This is a genomic window from Microcoleus sp. w1-18aA5 (assembly GCF_036701705.1).
Taxonomy (GTDB): domain Bacteria; phylum Cyanobacteriota; class Cyanobacteriia; order Cyanobacteriales; family Microcoleaceae; genus Microcoleus.
In genome coordinates, this window is the sequence record NZ_JAUPTE010000002.1 from 35,189 (window position 1) to 54,335 (window position 19,147).

The following is a 19,147-nucleotide window of genomic DNA, read 5'->3' on the forward strand; positions in this document are numbered from 1 at the left end:
AATAGTTGGGTGCACACATAGTACCTTACCCAACTAATTACAGCCGCGTTTAGAAATTCATTTCAGCAGCTTGAACTTTTTCGACCTGTTTCTTCTTGAGAACCAGCATGATTTGAGCCAGCATGGTTATAGCCACGAAAGCCATCAATCCTTTAACTCGACCTGCACTTTGCAGCACAATCTCCACGTCTTTTTGACCGAAGCCACCCACATTAGGATTGTTCGTCAAAAGTTCACCTGCTGCAACTGTTTGTCCTTCAGTAACAATCAGTTCTGGGCCTGCGGGAATCGTATCAACAACGGCTGCACCTTCAGCAGGTTGAATTGTCACTTCATAACCGCCAGCTTCCGGTTGAGCAATCTTAGAAATGCTGCCAGCTACCGAAGCATTGTAAACAGTATTATTGCTCTTTTCGCCAGTAGGATAAACCTGACCGCGACCGCGGTTGCCGCCAACATAAATTTGGTATTTGCCGTAGTGAACCGACTTGTCAGTTTCTGGATTCGGCGACAAAACTGGGAATACCAATTCTTTGTACTGTTCTCCCGGCACCGGGCCCACTAAAAGAATATTTTCTTGGGTTTCGCTGTAAGGTTGGAAGTAAAGATCGCCGACTTTTTCCTTCATTTCTTCGGGAATTCTGTCAGCGGGAGCAATCTTGAAACCTTCGGGCAACATCACAACTGCGCCGACATTCAAGCCACCTTTGCTGCCGTCGCCGACAACTTGTTGCACGCTAGTATCGTAGGGAATCTTGACAATAGCTTCAAACACTGTGTCAGGCAAAACCGATTGCGGCACTTCAACTTCAGTCACTTTTGCACCGAGGTGACAGTTAGCGCAAACAATGCGGCCTGTTGCTTCGCGGGGAGTAGCGGGTGCTGTTTGCTGAGCCCAGAAAGGGTAAGCAAATGCTGCTTGGGGAAGTGCGATGTCGCTGGTAAGGAAAAATCCTGCGGCTACGATCGCAATTAAGGCTGTTTTCGCGATCGTCCTGGCACTGCGGCGAAATATCGCAGATAAATTAGTTTGTGGCATTAGAGTATTCAATCTCAAAGGTCAGACAATTTTGGATTTTGGATTTTGGATTTTGGATTTTGGACTTTGGACTTTGGATTATTAGACTGCTTTAGGGATGCAATTATCTGTGGTTTTCACCATTCACCCCATATCTAAAATCTCAAATCTAAAATCCAAAATAGTTTAAGACCACCAAGGTGCTTCGCCGGTGCGGAAATCTGTTTCTGTCCAAGTTGTAAAAGCGATCTTGTCATCTGCGACAGTGGCGTGGGCCAGGGCCAGAGACAAAGGCGCGGGGCCGCGCACCACTTTGCCCTCATTATTGTATTGAGAACCGTGGCAAGGACAGATAAACTTGTTTTCGCTAACATTCCAAGGCACGACGCAACCCAAGTGAGTGCAGACTGCATTGATACCGTAGTCGGCTATAGATTGGTCTTCTTTGACCACAACATAGGTGGGGTCGCCTTTGAGACCTTGGGCTAAGCTGCGATCGCCCGCAGGGTGCGAAGCCAAATATTCGCTAACGATGATGTCGTTACCCAAAGCATCTTTAGCTGTCACTCCGCCCCCAACTGCCCCACTCGACGGAGGAACAAAATATTGGACAACGGGATAGAGTGCGCCCAGTGCCACACCTGTGACTGTACCGAACGTCAGCAAATTCATAAATTGGCGACGCCCCATATCGGGAACATCGGGATTTCCAGCAGAAGATTGAGCCATGACCTGCCTTTACGGTTTTAAGTTACGTTTGTTTGTTAGCTGTTAGCGAACTTGTACGTGCAGAGAAAGGAGGATAATTGCCGTTAATCTGCTCGCACAAATTTTAGGCCGCGAAAATTCCTTTTAAGAATGCGCCTTCCAGCCTTTATTAGAGTATTATTACATTTTTTGAACTTTGTCTTTTATTGTTTAATGGATTAACTCAGGAGCAACCATGACGGGCCAGGATTTACACCAGCTACTGCTAGAAAAATGGGGAAAGTCTTACGATATCAGATTGCGGCGAACGCGGGGCAAGATTTTTGTACAAGTTATGTGGAAATATCTAGAACAGGCATCTTTTCCGATGACGGAGGCTGATTATTTCGAGCATTTGGATGCGGTGGCCAATTACCTCAACGGCTGGGGAAGCACTGAACAGGTGAGAGAATACATCGTAACTACTCGCGATCGCCCGCGTTTGGGCAAAGCTGTCAGCGTTCCTCTAGATTTGGGTGAAAGAGCCTCCGAGTGGTTGCTAGACGAGTTTTGAATCACTCAGTCGATTTTAGATTTTAGATTTTAGATTTTAGATTGACTCTACAGCCGGGATCTGGGGGAGTTCCCTAAAGTTTTGTGTCGCGCCGCGGCTGGATTAGTTGAGCCCAAAGTCCCGAAAATCGATCGGCGAGCTTGTCATACGACTTCCTGCTGGTGAGAAACTAAGCTGTGGCGCATCTAATTTGCACAGTTGTTTTGATTCAAAGTCTTGTGTGGCGGGCTTTGCTGCGCGCCCGCAACTGTGGGATTTAAATACCGCAACAGTTTCTGGGGCTTTTTAGGGGCTTTTTAAATTTTGGGCGATCGGACTTCTAGCTTACCAAAATCATCCGAAGCAATTTCTGTCAACAATTTCACATACAATGAGTGTCAGATATCTTGTGAAATTTAGGAGAATGTTGTAATGGGTGTTGCACTGGGAATGGTTGAAGTCTTAGGATTTCCCGCTGCAGTAGAAGTTGCGGACTCAATGGTGAAAGCAGCCCGTGTTACTTTAGTTCGCTATGAGAAAATAACCCGCGCCTACTGGACAATTATAGTGCGAGGAGATGTTTCTGAAGTGCAAGCAGCCGTTGCTGCTGGAATTGAATCAGTTAAAAAGGTCGATGGCGGAAAGTTGCTATCGTATCACATAATTGCTCGTCCCCACGAGAATCTGGATTACATTTTGCCGATCGGCTACACTCCCGAAGTAGAACAGTTCCGAATGTAGTCAAAGTTTTGACAAAACTTTGGTGTGGAATTTTAACTTTTAGTAATTATAGAGGCGCGGGCGATCGCGTCTCTATATTTTTTTGTCGGCAAGTCGATCGATCTTTCTGTGAAGTTTTTAGCGTCCTAAAAGCTTTACCAAACCAACCCCGCCAAAATACAAGCTCAGCACCGCACCTCCTAAAAGACTTTGCGTTAAAGGGTCAGTAGAAGGCGTTAAAACCGCTCCCAAAACTGCTGCTCCCAAGACTACATACCGCCAGCCGGAGAGCATTTGGTTGGAAGAAACTATGCCCAAAACACCGAGCAATACCTGGAGAATCGGGATTTGAAAAGCTAAGCCAGTGCTGAACATTAACAGCAGCACAAATTTAAAGTATTTGTCGATCGACCACAACTGCTCCACAACATCCGCCCCATAGCTAACAAAGAAATTAAGCGCCGCCGGAATCAGAGCAATGTAAGCAAAGACTAACCCGCCCAAAAATAGGAAACTCGAACCGAAAAACACCGGCCCCAGCAACCTGCGTTCTTTGCGAGTCAAACCGGGGAGAACAAACAGCGCTATCTGGTAAAAAATAAACGGACTGGCTATAAGCAAACCGCTGTATCCGGCTACTTCGATAGAAACAAAGAAATACTCGCCCGGAGCTAGTTGCAGAAACTTGACGGGCCCGGCCGGTACTTCTAGCAGTTGGACTATAGGTTTAACTGTGAAAAAGCAACCGATTACAGCGATTACTACTGCAATTAGCGAGTAAAAAAGTCGCTGACGCAATTCTTCTAAATGGTCGAATAAAGACATTTCAACTTCGTCAGGAAGTTCGTCGAGAAATTCGTTTTCTAAGTTGCGAGAACCCATCGCACCGCCTGCGATTGGTGCAATGCTGTTTTCGGAGCTAATTGCTTCGAGGTTGTTGTCGGAACCTTGTTCGGATGTCTCCAAGTTTGAGGGCGCAGTCATAGGGAATGGGTAATTGGTAATGGGTAATTGGAAATTGGTAATTAATTGGAAATTGAAAATTGAGAATAGTTATTTCATAATTGCTCCGACTTCCTTCTTCATTCTTTATTCTGACTTCAGCAGCAGAAGGAACGATCGATAATTAATCCGTGTAGCGGTGTCAAAATCCGTGTCGTGCCTTGATTATTCAATGACGATCGCAATTTTGCCGATCGCGCGGCCCGTTTCGCTGTAAGCGTGGGCTGCTGCTACTTCTTGTAAGCTGTAAGTGCGATCGACAATCGGCTCAACTTTATCGGATTCTATTAACTCCCGCAAAGCCTCTAAATCGCTGGGGTTGGCATTGGCTAGAATGAATTTAGCTTTTTTACCCGATATAAACCAGCTTGTTAACATCGGTGCGAGGTTCTCGAAACTTGGCAAAGTCGAGATATAAACTCCCTCTGGTTGCAGCACTTTTTCGCATTCAGCAAATGTTCTTTTCCCGACAGCATCTAAAATTATATCATATTTATCTGTTTGTTGAGTAAAGTCAACTTCCTCGTAATCCAGGACAAAATCTGCTCCCAAACTCTTGACCAATTCTCTATTTTTTGCACTGCAAACTCCCGTTACTTCCGCATTCATTGCTTTCGCAACTTGCACGGAAAAAGTGCCGACTCCGCCGGAAGCACCGTTAATCAATACTTTGTTTCCTGCTTGGATTTGACCCAAATCCCTGAGCGATTGCAAAGCAGTTAAACCTGCGATCGGTACTGCTGCTGCTTCTGCATGAGTGATGTTTTTCGGTTTAATTGCTGCATCGGATTCTGGCACGGCCGCGTATTCGGCGCAAGCACCCCCATTGATGGGATTTAAGAAAGTATAAACTTCATCTCCGGGTTGAAATTTGGTGACTTCCCGGCCGACTTCCACGACAACTCCCGATATGTCAGAACCGACTATTCGAGGAAAGTTATATCCTGTTAATAGTTGCAGGTGTCCTTGCCGGATTTTCCAGTCTACGGGATTGACGCTGCTAGCGCGAACTCGCACTAACAATTCGTTGGATTTGGCTATCGGCTTTTCTAACTCTCGGTACTGCAATTCCTCGGCTGAACCGTAGCGATCGAACGCAACTGCTTTCATGGCAAATTTCCCGGTCTATTTTTAAGAGAAGACTCAATCCTTTACAATTACAGCACATTCGATCTAAATGTGACACAGTAAATTGAGCTAGACTTGTAGCAGCGGGCGATCAACTCTTGGAGGCCTCCAGACCGAAAGCATCCAGGATACAAGCCCCCAGATTCATTCCGAAAGCAGACTCAGGACCCAGAAATAAAAAACCTGTATCCGAGAAACTTGCCCCCCGAATTTATCCGTGGGGTCAATGCTTCAATTCTTTAATCTAAAATCTAAAATCTAAAATCGATTGACAGGACGCAGGCGTGAGGCAATGGGTTCGCTGGCAAGCGTGCGATCGACTAGAGATTAAAATTAATAGGAAGAGGGCGGGCGATCCCATAACCCTGAGCATAATCTACTCCAATCTCCCGCAATTTTTCTAAGATAGTCTCGTCTTCGACAAACTCAGCTATAGTTTCAAGATTCATCGCATGGGCAATACGATTAAAGCCTTCAACGAGCGCTTGAGAAATCAAATTATGACTAATATTCTTGACAAAAGCACCATCAATCTTTAAATAATCAACTGGTAAATTCATCAGATAAGCAAAAGAACTCAACCCACTGCCAAAATCATCTAAAGCAAAGCAACAGCCAATCTTTTTGAGTTCGCCCATGAAATATCTGGCTTGCTCAAAGTTTGCGATCGCTGCGGTTTCCGTGATTTCAAAACCAATGGTTTGTGGGGGGACTTTGTAGCGAGAAAATTGTTCGATTAAAAACCTCAGAAACTGATTGTTACTAATGCTGGCCCCAGAAAGATTGATCGTATACAAGCCTTGGTTAACATCTTTTTCCGGCAATTTGTGATAATTAGAGAAAAAAGTTTCGATTACCCAACAATCGATCTCAGTTATCAAGCCATAACGCTCCGCGGCGGGAATAAACTCATTTGGAGATACTACTTCTCCATTTTCGTCCAGCATTCTGAGCAAAATCTCATAATGCTCTACTAATGGGTTAGAGCTAATAGAGACAATCTTTTGGCAGTAGAGACGAAAATGATTGGTTCCCAACGCTCGGCTGATTTGGGAAATCACCAGTCTCTCACCACGTTGTTTAATTACTTCCTCATCATCTAGGCTATAAACATGAACACAGTTGCGGCCTCTCGCTTTGGCGGCATAACAAGCTGCATCAGCCTCTCCCAGAACCTGCATCAAATCTTTGCTGGTTTGGTTAATGGCAACAACTCCAATGCTGACCCCGATGATAAAGGTTTTGCTATTCCAAATAAACCGAAACTGATGCACTAAGTCTTTGAGTTTTTCTGCAATCTGAGCTGCTTCAGAGAGCGAACACTGAGAGAGCAAAATACCAAATTCATCACCTCCCAAGCGAGCCAGCATATCACTAACACGGACTCCCTGTTGAATAAGTGCGGTGATTTGGCGCAGTAGCTCATCGCCAGCAATATGCCCTACGGTATCGTTAACGACTTTGAACTGATCTAAATCTAAATAACAGAGAGCGTGCTGCTGATTGCTATCTTGACAAGAGGCGATCGCCTCAACTAGGTGCTGCTCAAATCTTCGACGGTTGATTAACCCCGTCAGGGCATCGTGACTGGCTTCCCAAGAGAGTTGACGGGTGAGATAGCGCGATTCAGTAACATCATGAAAGACGATAACTGCCCCGATAATTTGACCTTGGCGGTCTCGAATTGGTGCAGCCGAGTCAGCAATGGGGTACTCCGTTCCATCATGGGCAATCAGAATAGTATTGTTAGCTAAGTTCACAATTCGCTCCTCTAATAGAGCCTTGTTTATAGGATTCTCTACTGGCTCTCGTGTTACTTGATCAACAATTAGGAATAATTTAGAGAAAGGAACGCCTTGAACCTCATGAATTTTCCAGCCTGTCAGTCGCTCAGCTATAGGATTGAAATATCTCACATTACCTTGGGCATCTGTAGTGATAACCCCATCACCAATTGATTGCAGTGTCACTTGAGCCAATTCCTTTTCGGCAAAGAGAGACTCTTCAAGACGCTGCCGTTCTTCAATTTCTATCAATAGACGTAAATTCTGCTTTTGGAGTTTTTGTTGCAGCCTTCCGATAGTTAGGTGGGTTTCAACACGAGCTAATACTTCTTCGACTTGAAATGGCTTAGCAATATAATCTACTCCTCCCGCTGCCAGCCCTTGCACCTTATTAAATGTTTCATTTAGCGCACTCAAAAAAATTATGGGAATGTCTGCGGTGCGCTCATCTAATTTTAATTTTCGGCAAACTTCATACCCATCCTGATCGGGCAACTTAATATCTAGTAAAATTAACTCCGTCGATGGAGATTGGGCGGCTCTGAGCGCCATTGCACCTGTCGTGGCACTGCGAACTTTATAACCCTGTGCGCTCAAAGTATCCCTGAGCAGACGTAGGTTATCAGGCAGATCGTCAACAATTAAAATATTGCCTCGGTAGTTTGTAGCTAGATCGCTAACCCTATCGCTAGTTCTATCAACAATCATACTCATTTCCCTAGTTTCCTGCTAGAGGAATATAAACATATGCACAAATAGTATAGTTTAATTATTCGGTTAAAAAAGTCACTTTACCCACAAAGAAGTCCTGCGATCCTGGAGATATGGCGCTGGCAAGGGGGCGCAACCATACAAAATCTGAATAGTTCGGTTAGGGGCACTCCCCCCGTGGTTGCCCTTCTTCGGTTCGCCTAACATCATAAGAAGATTGTTTCAACCCAAGCAGCCGATTTATGAACAAGCACATTTCTCACATGGCAAGTCTACTCGTCATTGCGATCGGATGTCTCGTGCTGCTGGGTTGGCAATTTGACATCTCCCTACTCAAAAGTGGTTTTCCCGGTATGACTGCGACCATGAAAGCAAACACGGCAATTTGCTTTTTGCTGGCTGGAGTTTCTTTGAGATTGTTGCAGTACCAAAGACTAACCCGACTGCATTATCGAGTCGCTCAAGGGACGGCAGGATTCATCATCATCATCATCGGGCTGCTGACGCTGAGCGAGTATCTCTTTGGTTGGCATCTGGGCATTGATGAGTGGCTTTTCCGGGATGTCGGGTCTTCAGAGACTCCTGATCCGGGGCGAATGGCAGTGAATACCGCCTTAAATTTTGTGCTGATGGGAGTAGCACTATTACTGCTAGGGAAAAATTCCCAACGGGACACTTGGTTGGCTCAGATTTGCAGTAGTGTTGCAGCTTTAATGTCTCTGCTAGCTTTATTTGGATACATCTTTGAGGTCAAAATTTTCGCCCAACTAATCGTAGTTACAACAGCTCAAGTACCATCCACGATCCTAAGCTTTTTCATCCTCTATGGGGGAATTTTATGGCTCCGACCCAACGAAGGATTAATGCAAGTAGTAACCAGCCCGCTAGTCGGCGGAGTGATGTTGCGGTGGTTGCTGCCTTGGGCAGTAATCTTTCCAGTGGTAATGAACTGGTTCACTCTTCATGGGGAAAAAGTAGGCTGGTATAACGCTGAATATGGCTATGCCTTGCGGTCAACCATCATGGTTCTCACGTTCTCAATTCTCATTTGGGGGACGGCTCGATCTCTAAACCAGATAGATTTCAATCGCCAACAAACCCAAGTAGAGCTTCAAAAACTTAATGCAACTTTAGAAAATCTTGTGACTGAACGGACTGAAGCTATACGACAATCACAGGCTCGTTTTGCTGGAATTCTAGAAATAGCCAACGATGCAATTATTTCTGTCGATCGCACTCAACAGATTACCCTGTTTAATCAAGGGGCGGAAAAGATTTTCGCCTATAAAACAGAGGAAGTTTTAGGGCAACCCCTAAGCTTACTGCTGCCAGAGCCGTTTAGGAATGCTCACCAGCAGCATATCCAACAATTTGCTCAATCTTCTGGTAGAGCGCGAAGGATGGCAGAACGAGGTGAGATTTTTGGTCGCCGTCAAGATGGCACTCTGTTTCCGGCTGAAGCCTCAATTTCTAGGCTGGAAATGGGAGACGAAACGGTATGTACTGTTATTCTGCGCGATATTAGCGATCGCAAAAAAGCCCAGGAAGAATTACTTCAAACAACAACGCTGCAAAAAGCCATTTTAGATAGTACCAACTACACCATCATTTCCACCGCCGTAGATGGCACGATTCTTACCTTTAATCAAGCCGCCGAGAGATTGCTGGGATATAGTGCCGAAGAAATTGTGGGGAAAGCAACACCTGAGATCCTTCACGACAAGGAGGAAGTCGTGCGGCGCGCCGAAGATTTATCTGCTGAGATGGGAATCTCTATCGAACCAGGATTTGAGACTTTTGCGGCCAAGGCACGCCTTGGAATGCCAGACGAGTACGAATGGTCCTACATCCGCAAAGATGGCAGTCGCTTTCCATTACTCCTCTCGGTGACGGCTTTATATGACCCAGAGGGCAAGATCACAGGGTTTCTCTCCATTGGAAACGATATTACCCTCCGCAAGCAAGCAGAAGCATCACTGGCACGCATGGCAGCGATTGTGGAACATTCTGGTGAGGCAATGATTAGCAAGTCCTTAGACGGCATCATTTTAAGCTGGAACAATGCAGCAGAAGAAATCTTTGGCTACAAGGCTGAAGAAATTATAGGACAATCGATTACTATTCTAATTCCACCTCATCTTATCTACGAAGAACAGCAAACTCTCGCCACGCTTCGACAAGGAGAAATAATTAAAAACCATGAAACTGTGCGCGTCCGCAAAGATGGACAGCTTATCGACATCAATTGTACCATATCACCTCTGAAGGACACAGCAGGCAGAATTCTTGGGGCTTCTGTAATTAAACGCGACATCACTGCTCGCAAGCGTGCTGATATCGAGCGCCAACAAATGGAGACAGCTTTACAAAAGAGTGAAGAGCAGTTTCGCCATGCGTTTGAAGATGCGTCGATCGGGATGGCAATCCTTTCCCTTGATGGGCATTTTCTTAAAGCCAATTCGGTTTTATGTCAGATTCTGGGTTATTCCCAAGCAGAACTTTTAGGGTTAACGTATCAAAGCATTACCCATCCTGACGATTTAGAAATGGACATCAAAAACGTCAATCTTCTATTAACAGGAAAAATAGAAAGTTACTCTCAAAGAGAAAAGCGTTATATCCATAAGCAAGGACATATTATTTGGGGTTTACTTAATGGCTCAATAATCAGAGATAAGGCGGGAAATGCGCTAAGTCTTATTGCTCACGTTCAAGATATTACGGACAGAAAAAAAGCTCAAGACAAGCTAGAACTGCAAAGCATTATTATGAATAATATGGCAGGTGGCGTATGTTTAGTCAAAGCCTCAGACTTGACGATGGTCTACACTAATCCTAAATTTGATGCGATATTTGGCTATACAGAGGGCGAACTCGCAGGTCAACCCATTGGTGTAATAAATTATGTCGATACACAGGTTACACCCGACGAAACCGTTGAAGATATTGTGACTCAACTCGATCGGGATGGGGAAGCGAAATATGAAGTCTACAACAAAAAAAAAGATGGCACACTCTTTTGGTGCAGAGTTCATACATCTAGGTTTGAGCATCCTGAATACGGAACTGTATATGTTGCCGTTCAGGAGGATGTATCGCAGCTAAAACTTGCTCAGCAAGCCTTACAATCCACCACAAATCGCCTTAACTTTCTCCTGAACTACAGTCCCGTCGTCATTTTTAGCAGTAAAGCTGATGGCGACTATGGCGCAACCTTCATCAGCGAAAACATCAAAGACGTAATGGGCTACGAAACTAAAGCATTTTTAGAAGAGTCTGGATTTTGGATGAATCATCTGCATCCCGATGAAGTAGACCAGGTGGTTAATGGAATAACTAACCTGTTCACCGATGATTTTTATTTTCAGGAATTCCGTCTTCTGCACGCAGATGGGAATTATCGCTGGGTACTCGAACAACTCAAGCTAATTCGCGATCGTGCAGGTAGACCAGTGGAAATCTTGGGATATTTAATTGATATTAGCGATCGCAAACAAGCTGAGGTAGAACTTCTGCAGGCAAAAGAAGCAGCAGAAGCAGCCAACCAAGCCAAGAGTGTCTTCCTCACCAATATGAGCCACGAACTCCGCACCCCCCTCAACTCAATTTTGGGATTCACGCAATTGATGAGCTATGAGAGCAATCTGACTCCTTCTCTCCAAGAACATTTACAGATTGTCAATCGTAGCGGTAGACATTTATTGGACTTGATTAACGATATTTTAGATTTATCCAAAATAGAGAGCGGACGGATGACCCTAAATCCTTCTGACTTTGCTTTCACAAGTTTGCTGACTTCTATTGAACAAATGTTCCAACTTAAAGTCCAATCTAAAGAATTGCAACTCATTTTCGAGCTAGATCCAGACATTCCTGAATTTGTGCATAGCGACGAGAAAAAACTCTATCAAATCTTGGTCAATCTGCTCGGTAATGCGATTAAGTTTACCAATCAAGGAAGCGTCTCCCTACGGGTAAGAGCAGCACAAAGAGACAACACATCCTGTCACCTATGTTTTGAAGTTGAGGATACAGGCGTGGGAATTGCGCCCACAGAAATTGACAGCTTATTTAAGGTATTTGTGCAAGCCCAAGCTGGAAATAATTTGAGTCAAGGCAGTGGGCTTGGTTTAGCCATCAGTCAAAAACTCGTCAAACTTATGGGCGGTCTGATTCGGGTTAAAAGCACTTTGAACCGAGGTAGCACTTTTTCCTTTGAGATTCGTGTTCAGTTACCTCAAGCAGAATCCTTACCCCCAAAATCAATTAATCAAAGAGTAATTAGTTTAGCTCCCGGACAACCGGCTTACCGCATTCTTGTCGTTGAAGATTTAGCAGAAAATCGCCGCTTGTTAGTCGATATCCTTACTTCCATTGGCTTTGAGGTGAGACAAGCAACACAGGGAGTGGAGGCAATCTCACTGTGGGAGAGTTGGTTGCCACACCTGATTTTCATGGATCTGCGAATGCCCATCATGGACGGCTACACAGCTACTAAATATATTAGAGAACACCCTCAGAGCCAAGAAACTGTCATTATTGCTTTAACTGCCAGTGTTTTTGAAGAAGATCGAGAGAAAGTTCTTATGGCTGGCTGTAACGACTTTATCAGCAAGCCATTTCAGCAGAGAGAACTTTTTGATAAACTCGCTAAATATTTGGGATTACAATATATCTACGAAGTCCTAGAAAAAACTCCACAAAAACTATTAACTGAAACTGTGTCTGTAGAAGATATATCCGTGATGTCCCCTGAGTGGTTAGAACAAATGTATCAAGCCGCTTACTATCTCGATACCGAAGTTATGAATGAATTAATTGTACAGATTCCAGAATCTAAAGCAGGTTTGTCCAAGGCACTAACCGATTATATCAATAATTTTAATTCTGACCGAATTATGGATTTAATTCGACCTCTGCTCCCCAATTCACTTTAGCTATCGAGTTTAAGGACAAAGAAGCTATAGTGCTGTAAGCGGTGGCTATATTTCCGAAACCAACAGGGGAAAGGATTTGGAAATTTTTGGACAGGTGTATGGCAGATATCCATCAGCATGAGGAAATGGCATACACATTAGATGGAATGTGCTGTATCATATAGCAATCCTAAATGATTTGTGAATTTCTTACTCCCTCCCCTTGATAAGGGGAGGGTTGGGGTGAGGTAAAAAGTTTACGATTCCTGCAAGAATTGCTATATAGCAATTCTATTTCGTCTGTGGAAGGGATTTATTTTTTGTATTAACCGCAGAGGCCACCGAGAAAGAGAAAAGAGATAGAGAAATGATTGATTTAACAGGAAAGATAATTTTAGTAACTGGTGGCTCGAAAGGGATTGGTGCAGTGACGGTACGGACTCTGGTTAATGCTGGGGCCGAGGTGATTTTGCATTACTTTCGCAGTCAGAAAGAAGCTGAAGCGATCGCAGCAAGTGTTGGGCGCGATCGCTGTTATTTATTGGCAGCAGATTTGAGGGTGGAAAACGCGGCCTCGACTTTGTGGCGAGATGCTTTAAAATGGCGGGGTCATATTGATATTTTAGTTAATAATGCGGGGATTATGCAGTCAGCGGGTATCGAGGACGAGTTCGATATTTGGTCGTCAGCTTGGCAGCAAACTCTACAAGTTAATTTAGTTGCCGTTGCCGATTTGTGCCGGGAATCTATTCTGCATTTTCAAACTCGCCGAGTCGGTACAATTATTAATATAGCAAGTCGCGCTGCTTTTCGCGGCGATGACCCGAATTATCTGCACTACGCCGCTTCTAAAGGTGCTATTGTTGCTTTAACTCGCAGCATTGCTAGAGGGTTTGCGGCTGATAATATTTTGGCTTTTACAGTTGCACCGGGATTTGTCAGTACAGAAATGTCTAATCAGTTTATTCAAGAGTTCGGTGAAGCTGATATTATTCGCGATATCCCGATCGGCAAAATCGCTCCTCCTCAAGATGTTGCTAATGTTATCGCGTTTTTAGCATCCGGTTTGGCTACGCACGCTACCGGGACTACGATCGATATTAACGGCGCCTCTTATGTGCATTGAGACAATTACTGTAAAATACCTCTCAAGGCTCACGCTGACATCTTTTAAAACCAACTAATTTATCACTTTAGCAAGATGCTAAAAACTCGCTTAATAACTTAGCGTTAGATGAGAAGATAGTCTGAGGAAAGTTGATTATGACAACGAATAACGGCACCAACACCAAACGAGTTGCCATACTCATTGAAAATGGAGTTGAAGATTCCGAATTTCTAGTTCCTTACAACGCCTTAAAACAAGCAAATTTTGATGTAGTTGTCCTCGGTTCGCGGACAAACGAAAAGTATGCAGGGAAACAAGGAAAAGTTGCCCAGCAAGCTGACGGAACTACCACAGAAGCAGTGCCTGCAGAATTCGATGCAGTGATAATTCCCGGCGGTATGGCTCCGGATACAATGCGGACTAATCCCAACACAGTAAGGTTTGTACGAGAAGCATTTGAGCAAGGAAAACTCGTCGCTGCGGTTTGCCACGGCCCGCAAGTTTTGATTGAAGCCGACTTGCTCAAAGGCAAAAAGGCGACTGGTTTCTTGGCAATTAAAACAGACATGATTAATGCCGGAGCCAACTACATTAACGAAGCTTTAGTAGTTGACGGCAACTTGATCACTTCCCGCCAACCGGGAGATTTAGCAATATTTACCACCGCAATTATGGCTCGGCTCGGTTACGGCGGAAAAGAAGTCGGTTTGCCAGAAGAAACTGACACAAATGCAGAATGGTGGAAATTAGCTAATGGTTGGGGAGGTTCTACACAAGGCGACATTGTTAAAGGTTTGAATACCGCCCTCGCAGGGGAACGCTATGCTTGCGAAGCCTTTGAACATTATGCGGAAAAAACCCAAGACAGCGATTTGCGATCGCTCTTGAAAGAAATGATTCAAAACAAACAGCACCACATCATCGCTCTCGAAAAACGCCTCAACGATTTCGGTGAAAAACCCTCAATTCCTGCCCAAATTGCTGACAAGTACGCTAAGTTAAAAGCTTCTATGCAAGGAACCGATGAAACGTTCTTGCTGCGGAGCACTCTCGGTGATTTGCAAACCGGTGTTGTCGATATCAACAACCTGCGGGTAAAGTTCACAGATCCGGTATCAACGACCATTTTGACAGAGATAGAATCGGATTTGTCTAAGTGTGAACAAGTCATTGCTAAACTCTTCCGCGCCCGTGCAGTTTCCCAGGAAATTAAGTCGCCTAAACCTTCAACTAGCCCCGCTGTAAAAATGTAATCAGCAAGAGGATCAATAAGTTTGTAGTTTTGTTGAAAGGTGAAAACTCGCACCTATATCGCAACTACAAACTTGCTCTGCCATCCTAGAATATAGCGTTTGCGGTAAAATAAAACCCAACACTAAAAAGCAGATATTCAACTAACTGCAAAGTGGAGGGTTTTATTCAATAGGTTTTATTTTTGTTTCAGCGGGAGACGGCGGGTTTGAAGGAAGCTTGCGACATCCAAGGGCGGTACAAGCCCCCGGATTCATCCGTGCATAAATAAAAAATATAGTATCCGATAAGCAGCCCCCGGATACATCCGTGAGGTCGCTTTCTTCAATTCTTCAATTCTAAGACCGAAAATCTAAAATCTAAAATCTAAAATCTAAAATCGATTAACCAGCCCTCGGATACATCCGTGAGGTCGCCTTCTTAAATTCTTAAATTCTTAAATTCTTAAATTCTTAAATTCTAAAATCCAAAATCTAAAATCTAAAATCGATTGGCTTGTCCCCTCTTCCTTTAGACAGGAGACACCTGGGCTATAAATGCGCTACTGTGTTGCCAATATTTTGATGAGGAAAAAAAGGCTGTGGTTCCCTTACGCGATGAAAATCCCATTACTATCACTCCCTACGTCACCTACGGGCTGATTGCGGCAAACATATTAGTATTTTTGTACGAACTCAGTTTGGCCGATCGACAATTAACCGAATTTTTCTACTCTTGGGCCGTAGTTCCTTGCCAGTTAAGCAATATGTGTCGGGTTGCTCTGCCCGTTTCGCCATTTCCCGAATGGACGACACTAATTAGCTCCCAATTCCTGCACGCAGGCTTTCTTCACATTGCCGGAAATATGTTATTTTTGTGGATTTTTGGCAACAACGTAGAAGACCGTTTAGGACACGTCAAATTTATAATATTTTACCTTACTTGCGGCGTTTTAGCATCACTAACTCAGTGGTTTTTTTCCTCCGCATCTGCCATTCCGTCCCTAGGTGCTAGCGGCGCGATCGCAGGCGTGATGGGAGCTTACATTCTCAGATATCCCCAAGCCAAAGTTCTCACACTGCTGCCATTAGGAATCTTTATTACCACTGTCAGAGTCCCCGCTTTCTTCTTTCTAGGATTTTGGTTTGCACAGCAAGCATTGAGCGGCCTGGCTTCCTTGAATGCCCCGGCAAGTGTCGGCATGGAATCCGGGGGAGTTGCCTACTGGGCCCACGCTGGCGGCTTTGTTTTCGGCGCTATTCTAGGCCCTTTGTTGGGACTTTTTTCTGAAGATAATCGGATTTAATTTTTCACCGCAGATGAACAAAAATTAACGCAGATAAACTGCCAAAGAAATCGGCGTTAATCTGCGTTAATTTGTGGTTTCAAACCTCTTATCTTCCTAGATAAACGTCAAGTCAAATTCCGAAAGAGCAGAAACCCCAGTTACACCATTTAACTTCGCCAAAATGCGAGAATCACTGCCGGTGACGTTATTGCCATTGCCGTCATAAATGATGTAAGTATTGCCCCCGGAATCGTAGGCAAACAAGAAAGCACTTCCTCCCAGAATATTTGCAGAAACCGTTGTCTGCACGTTCAGCAGAACTTGGGTGTTACCGCTGAGATTGGCAAATCCGGGGGCAAAATTAAACTGATCGGCGATCGGCACACCGAGACCGCTAAAATCAGTAATCACATCATATCCGCCCGCCGCGATCGCAGCCTCGATCGCCGCCGAAGAAGACGCATCAAAAGCCGGCCCACCTTGTGCAGGGCTGGTATAGCGGAATTGATTGTTGCCGCCACCCCCTGTCATGGTATCTGCGCCGAGGCCCCCTACGAGTACGTCGTTATCCACACCGCCGTTAATCGTATCGTTGCCGCCTTGACCGTCAATAGTATCGCTGCCCGCCAAACCGTCCAAATTGTCCGGCAAAGAACCCCCAACTAAATTGTTAGGCCCGCTATCAGCAGGCAAGATTTGAACGGTGACAGTACCTACGCCCGGAACTGTCCCGAATCCGTCGCTGACGCTGTAGGTGAAAGCAGTTGTACCCGCTACGTTGCCGGGGATGAATTGCACTTGAGAGACAAGATTTACAGCTACCCCCAGTTGTGGTGTGCTGACATTGATAATGCTGAGTGTCCCTTTTTGCGGACTGGAATCGTTCGCCAGTACGTCGATGAAAGTGGGCAGCAAATTATTCGTATTGGTAAATACGATGCCGTCATCGACAGCAATCGGCGACAGGATAGTGGGAACAGTTACGGAGGTATCGAAAGAATTGATGTTAATCGCCACTGACGCTGCTGCCGTGCCGCCTTGGTCGTCAGCTACGCTGTAGCTGAAAGAACCGGCTTGCCCGATCACGTTTGTTCCCGGTTGGAATTTCAGCCCAAGTAAATCCTGAACGGTTAACTTTTGGTTCACGGTGAGGGGGCTCGTACCCGTAATTACCTGACCAAAAGTAGGATTTGGAAGTCCGACTACCGCGATCGACAGCGGCTGGCCCTCGGGGTCGCTGGGCGCCGAAATGCTCAGAGACAGAGGCAAATTCTGCAAACCAGTCACCGTCTTGCCAGCTTCCACGATCGGCGGCTGGTTAGGAGTCGGAGATGTAAAACTCGGCGGAGTCGGCCCCCCGCCCAAAGGCGGAGGAGTTGGGGGCGCCGCAGTGGGAGTCGGGACGATGGAAGGACTCGGACTCGGAGTTGTCCCGCCCGCAGTCGGACTCGGACTCGGACTCGGACTCGTACCCGGAACCTGTACCGGCAATGGATCCGTTGTGGGGTTAGTTGTTGTGCCTGTTATGGGGTTAGTTGTTGTCCCCGTTGTGGGGTTAGTTGTTGTACCCGTTGTGGGGTTCGTTGTTGTGCCTGCTGGTGTTGGAGTTGTGGTCGCTGGTGTTGGAGTTGTGGTCGCTGGTGTTGGAGTTGTGGGGTTAGTTGTTGTCCCCGTTGTGGGGTTAGTTGTTGTCCCCGTTGTGGGGTTAGTTGTTGTCCCCGTTGTGGGGTTCGTTGTTGTCCCCGTTGTGGGGTTAGTTGTTGTACCCGTTGTGGGGTTAGTTGTTGTCCCCGTTGTGGGGTTAGTTGTTGTCCCCGTTGTGGGGTTAGTTGTTGTCCCCGTTGTGGGATTCGTTGTTGTCCCCGTTGTGGGGCTAGTTGTTGTCCCCTCAATGGTGAAGGGATTGTCGTTTACGCGCGGTATTTGAGCTGTAGTGAATCGAGATTCATCTAGCGAGGTCGATCGAACATCAATCAACACCGCCAAAAATTCCCCAGTTCGCCTGTCCCTAATAATCGTGTTGCTAGAATTCGAGCCTTGGCCCTGGAAAATTTCTAACTCTGTAAAGTTCAGACCTCCAGCCAGACCGATCGAATCTCCCGCATTAAAATCTCTAATTACATCAGCATCGCCGATTTCGCGGCCGCCAGTAGTGAGAAACCCGTTGCTACCAGGCGACGTACCCACCCTACCGAGAACAAAGATATCCGATCCGTCGCCTCCTGTCAGAGTATCCGATCCGCGATCGCCCGAAAGAATATCATCCCCAGGCCCCCCAGACAAAGAATCATTGCCGTCGCCCCCGAAGATCAGGTCATCACCCTCGCCGCCGTCACCAGTATCATTACCAACACCGCCGGTGATGACATCCCCGCCCTCCTGGCCCAACAAAATATCATTGCCAGCGCCGCCGATCAGGCAGTCGTTACCCGTGTCGCCAAAAACAGTGTCACTGCCCTTGTCGCCAAAAATCAGGTCGTCCTCCCCACCACCGCGCAGACAGTCATTGCCTTTACCGCCGTACAGCGAGTCGTTGCCTTCAGCACCCAAGACAATATCGTTGCCCTGGTCGCCAAAAGCTACGTCACCGCCCTCGTCGCCAGAAACCAAGTCATCGCCTTTGCCGCCCCGCGCCGTGTCATTACCGCGCCCGCCCTCAACGATATCTTTACCAGCGCCACCGTTGAGAGAATCGTTACCGTCTTCGCCCCTGAGTAGATCGTCCCCGTCTCGACTCAAAAGTGTGTCGTCGCCGGCACCCCCGGCAATCGTGTCATTGAACAAACTGCCGATTAAATAATTACTGCCCTCATTTGCGACAACTAAGCCATCGACAAAAAGTGGCTCTGGGGGAGGCGTGGGAACTGTCAGAGGTGGCCGCGGCACCGGGCTGATTGAAATGTCCGGGCCCGTCCCCATCATCATCGGCTCCGTCCCCGTCATCATCGGCTCCGTCCCCGTCATCATCGGCTCCGTCCCCGTCATCATCGGCTCCGTCCCCG

The 19,147-nt window shown here is 46.0% G+C and carries 12 protein-coding genes; 6 read left to right on the forward strand and 6 right to left on the reverse strand.

Going from position 1 to position 19,147, the window contains the following annotated elements; translation table 11 throughout:
* Nucleotides 1–49: 49 nt before the first annotated feature.
* On the reverse strand, nucleotides 50–1,039 hold the full coding sequence (gene petA / locus Q5691_RS01265) for a cytochrome f (RefSeq protein WP_333216176.1): 990 nt from the start codon (nucleotides 1,037–1,039) through the stop codon (nucleotides 50–52).
* A gap of 165 nt (nucleotides 1,040–1,204) precedes the next feature.
* Nucleotides 1,205–1,747 carry a cytochrome b6-f complex iron-sulfur subunit gene (petC, locus tag Q5691_RS01270; RefSeq protein ID WP_242717315.1) on the reverse strand — a complete coding sequence of 181 codons (543 nt, stop codon included), beginning with the start codon at nucleotides 1,745–1,747 and terminating at the stop codon, nucleotides 1,205–1,207.
* Nucleotides 1,748–1,961: 214 nt separating this feature from the next.
* Here petC and Q5691_RS01275 point away from each other — a divergent pair, with 214 nt between their 5' ends.
* Entirely contained in the window at nucleotides 1,962–2,279 is a 318-nt protein-coding gene (locus tag Q5691_RS01275) for a DUF3067 family protein (RefSeq protein ID WP_333036983.1), read from the forward strand.
* A gap of 411 nt (nucleotides 2,280–2,690) precedes the next feature.
* Nucleotides 2,691–2,999, forward strand: coding sequence for a carbon dioxide-concentrating mechanism protein CcmK (locus Q5691_RS01280; protein WP_333044070.1), 309 nt, complete (start codon nucleotides 2,691–2,693; stop codon nucleotides 2,997–2,999).
* Nucleotides 3,000–3,116: 117 nt separating this feature from the next.
* Here the strand turns inward: Q5691_RS01280 and tatC are convergent, their stop codons facing one another.
* The 3 genes from tatC to Q5691_RS01295 all read right to left on the reverse strand — a co-directional run bounded on the left by tatC (nucleotide 3,117) and on the right by Q5691_RS01295 (nucleotide 7,606).
* A complete protein-coding gene (tatC, locus tag Q5691_RS01285) occupies nucleotides 3,117–3,962 on the reverse strand; it encodes a twin-arginine translocase subunit TatC (protein ID WP_333343772.1) in 846 nt (281 codons plus the stop codon).
* Between the two features lie 183 nt (nucleotides 3,963–4,145).
* On the reverse strand, nucleotides 4,146–5,090 hold the full coding sequence (locus Q5691_RS01290; protein ID WP_333099182.1) for an NAD(P)-dependent alcohol dehydrogenase: 945 nt from the start codon (nucleotides 5,088–5,090) through the stop codon (nucleotides 4,146–4,148).
* A gap of 338 nt (nucleotides 5,091–5,428) precedes the next feature.
* The gene (locus tag Q5691_RS01295; protein ID WP_333343773.1) at nucleotides 5,429–7,606 is read right to left on the reverse strand and encodes an EAL domain-containing protein; all 2,178 of its coding nucleotides are present in this window, start codon (nucleotides 7,604–7,606) and stop codon (nucleotides 5,429–5,431) included.
* A 239-nt stretch (nucleotides 7,607–7,845) separates the two neighbouring features.
* Here Q5691_RS01295 and Q5691_RS01300 point away from each other — a divergent pair, with 239 nt between their 5' ends.
* From Q5691_RS01300 to Q5691_RS01315, 4 genes are all read left to right on the forward strand, one after another.
* The gene (locus Q5691_RS01300; protein ID WP_333343774.1) at nucleotides 7,846–12,540 is read left to right on the forward strand and encodes a PAS domain S-box protein; all 4,695 of its coding nucleotides are present in this window, start codon (nucleotides 7,846–7,848) and stop codon (nucleotides 12,538–12,540) included.
* Between the two features lie 346 nt (nucleotides 12,541–12,886).
* Complete coding sequence (locus Q5691_RS01305; RefSeq protein WP_333212194.1) at nucleotides 12,887–13,645, forward strand: SDR family oxidoreductase; 759 nt, start codon at nucleotides 12,887–12,889, stop codon at nucleotides 13,643–13,645.
* A gap of 137 nt (nucleotides 13,646–13,782) precedes the next feature.
* Nucleotides 13,783–14,880: a DJ-1/PfpI/YhbO family deglycase/protease gene (locus Q5691_RS01310; RefSeq protein WP_333212192.1), complete on the forward strand. Its 1,098-nt coding sequence runs from the start codon at nucleotides 13,783–13,785 to the stop codon at nucleotides 14,878–14,880.
* A 578-nt stretch (nucleotides 14,881–15,458) separates the two neighbouring features.
* Nucleotides 15,459–16,163: a rhomboid family intramembrane serine protease gene (locus Q5691_RS01315; RefSeq protein ID WP_333212190.1), complete on the forward strand. Its 705-nt coding sequence runs from the start codon at nucleotides 15,459–15,461 to the stop codon at nucleotides 16,161–16,163.
* 96 nt (nucleotides 16,164–16,259) lie between these two features.
* Here the strand turns inward: Q5691_RS01315 and Q5691_RS01320 are convergent.
* The coding region (locus tag Q5691_RS01320) for an Ig-like domain-containing protein (RefSeq protein ID WP_333343775.1) at nucleotides 16,260–19,147 on the reverse strand (2,888 nt) is incomplete at its 5' end.

Bases quoted from the DNA above. Each gene is read 5' to 3' on its own strand.
- petA (WP_333216176.1), bottom strand. From the start codon at position 1,039: ATGCCACAAACTAATTTATCTGCGATATTTCGCCGCAGTGCCAGGACG.
- petC (WP_242717315.1), bottom strand. From the start codon at position 1,747: ATGGCTCAATCTTCTGCTGGAAATCCCGATGTTCCCGATATGGGGCGT.
- Q5691_RS01275 (WP_333036983.1), top strand. From the start codon at position 1,962: ATGACGGGCCAGGATTTACACCAGCTACTGCTAGAAAAATGGGGAAAG.
- Q5691_RS01280 (WP_333044070.1), top strand. From the start codon at position 2,691: ATGGGTGTTGCACTGGGAATGGTTGAAGTCTTAGGATTTCCCGCTGCA.
- tatC (WP_333343772.1), bottom strand. From the start codon at position 3,962: ATGACTGCGCCCTCAAACTTGGAGACATCCGAACAAGGTTCCGACAAC.
- Q5691_RS01290 (WP_333099182.1), bottom strand. From the start codon at position 5,090: ATGAAAGCAGTTGCGTTCGATCGCTACGGTTCAGCCGAGGAATTGCAG.
- Q5691_RS01295 (WP_333343773.1), bottom strand. From the start codon at position 7,606: ATGAGTATGATTGTTGATAGAACTAGCGATAGGGTTAGCGATCTAGCT.
- Q5691_RS01300 (WP_333343774.1), top strand. From the start codon at position 7,846: ATGAACAAGCACATTTCTCACATGGCAAGTCTACTCGTCATTGCGATC.
- Q5691_RS01305 (WP_333212194.1), top strand. From the start codon at position 12,887: ATGATTGATTTAACAGGAAAGATAATTTTAGTAACTGGTGGCTCGAAA.
- Q5691_RS01310 (WP_333212192.1), top strand. From the start codon at position 13,783: ATGACAACGAATAACGGCACCAACACCAAACGAGTTGCCATACTCATT.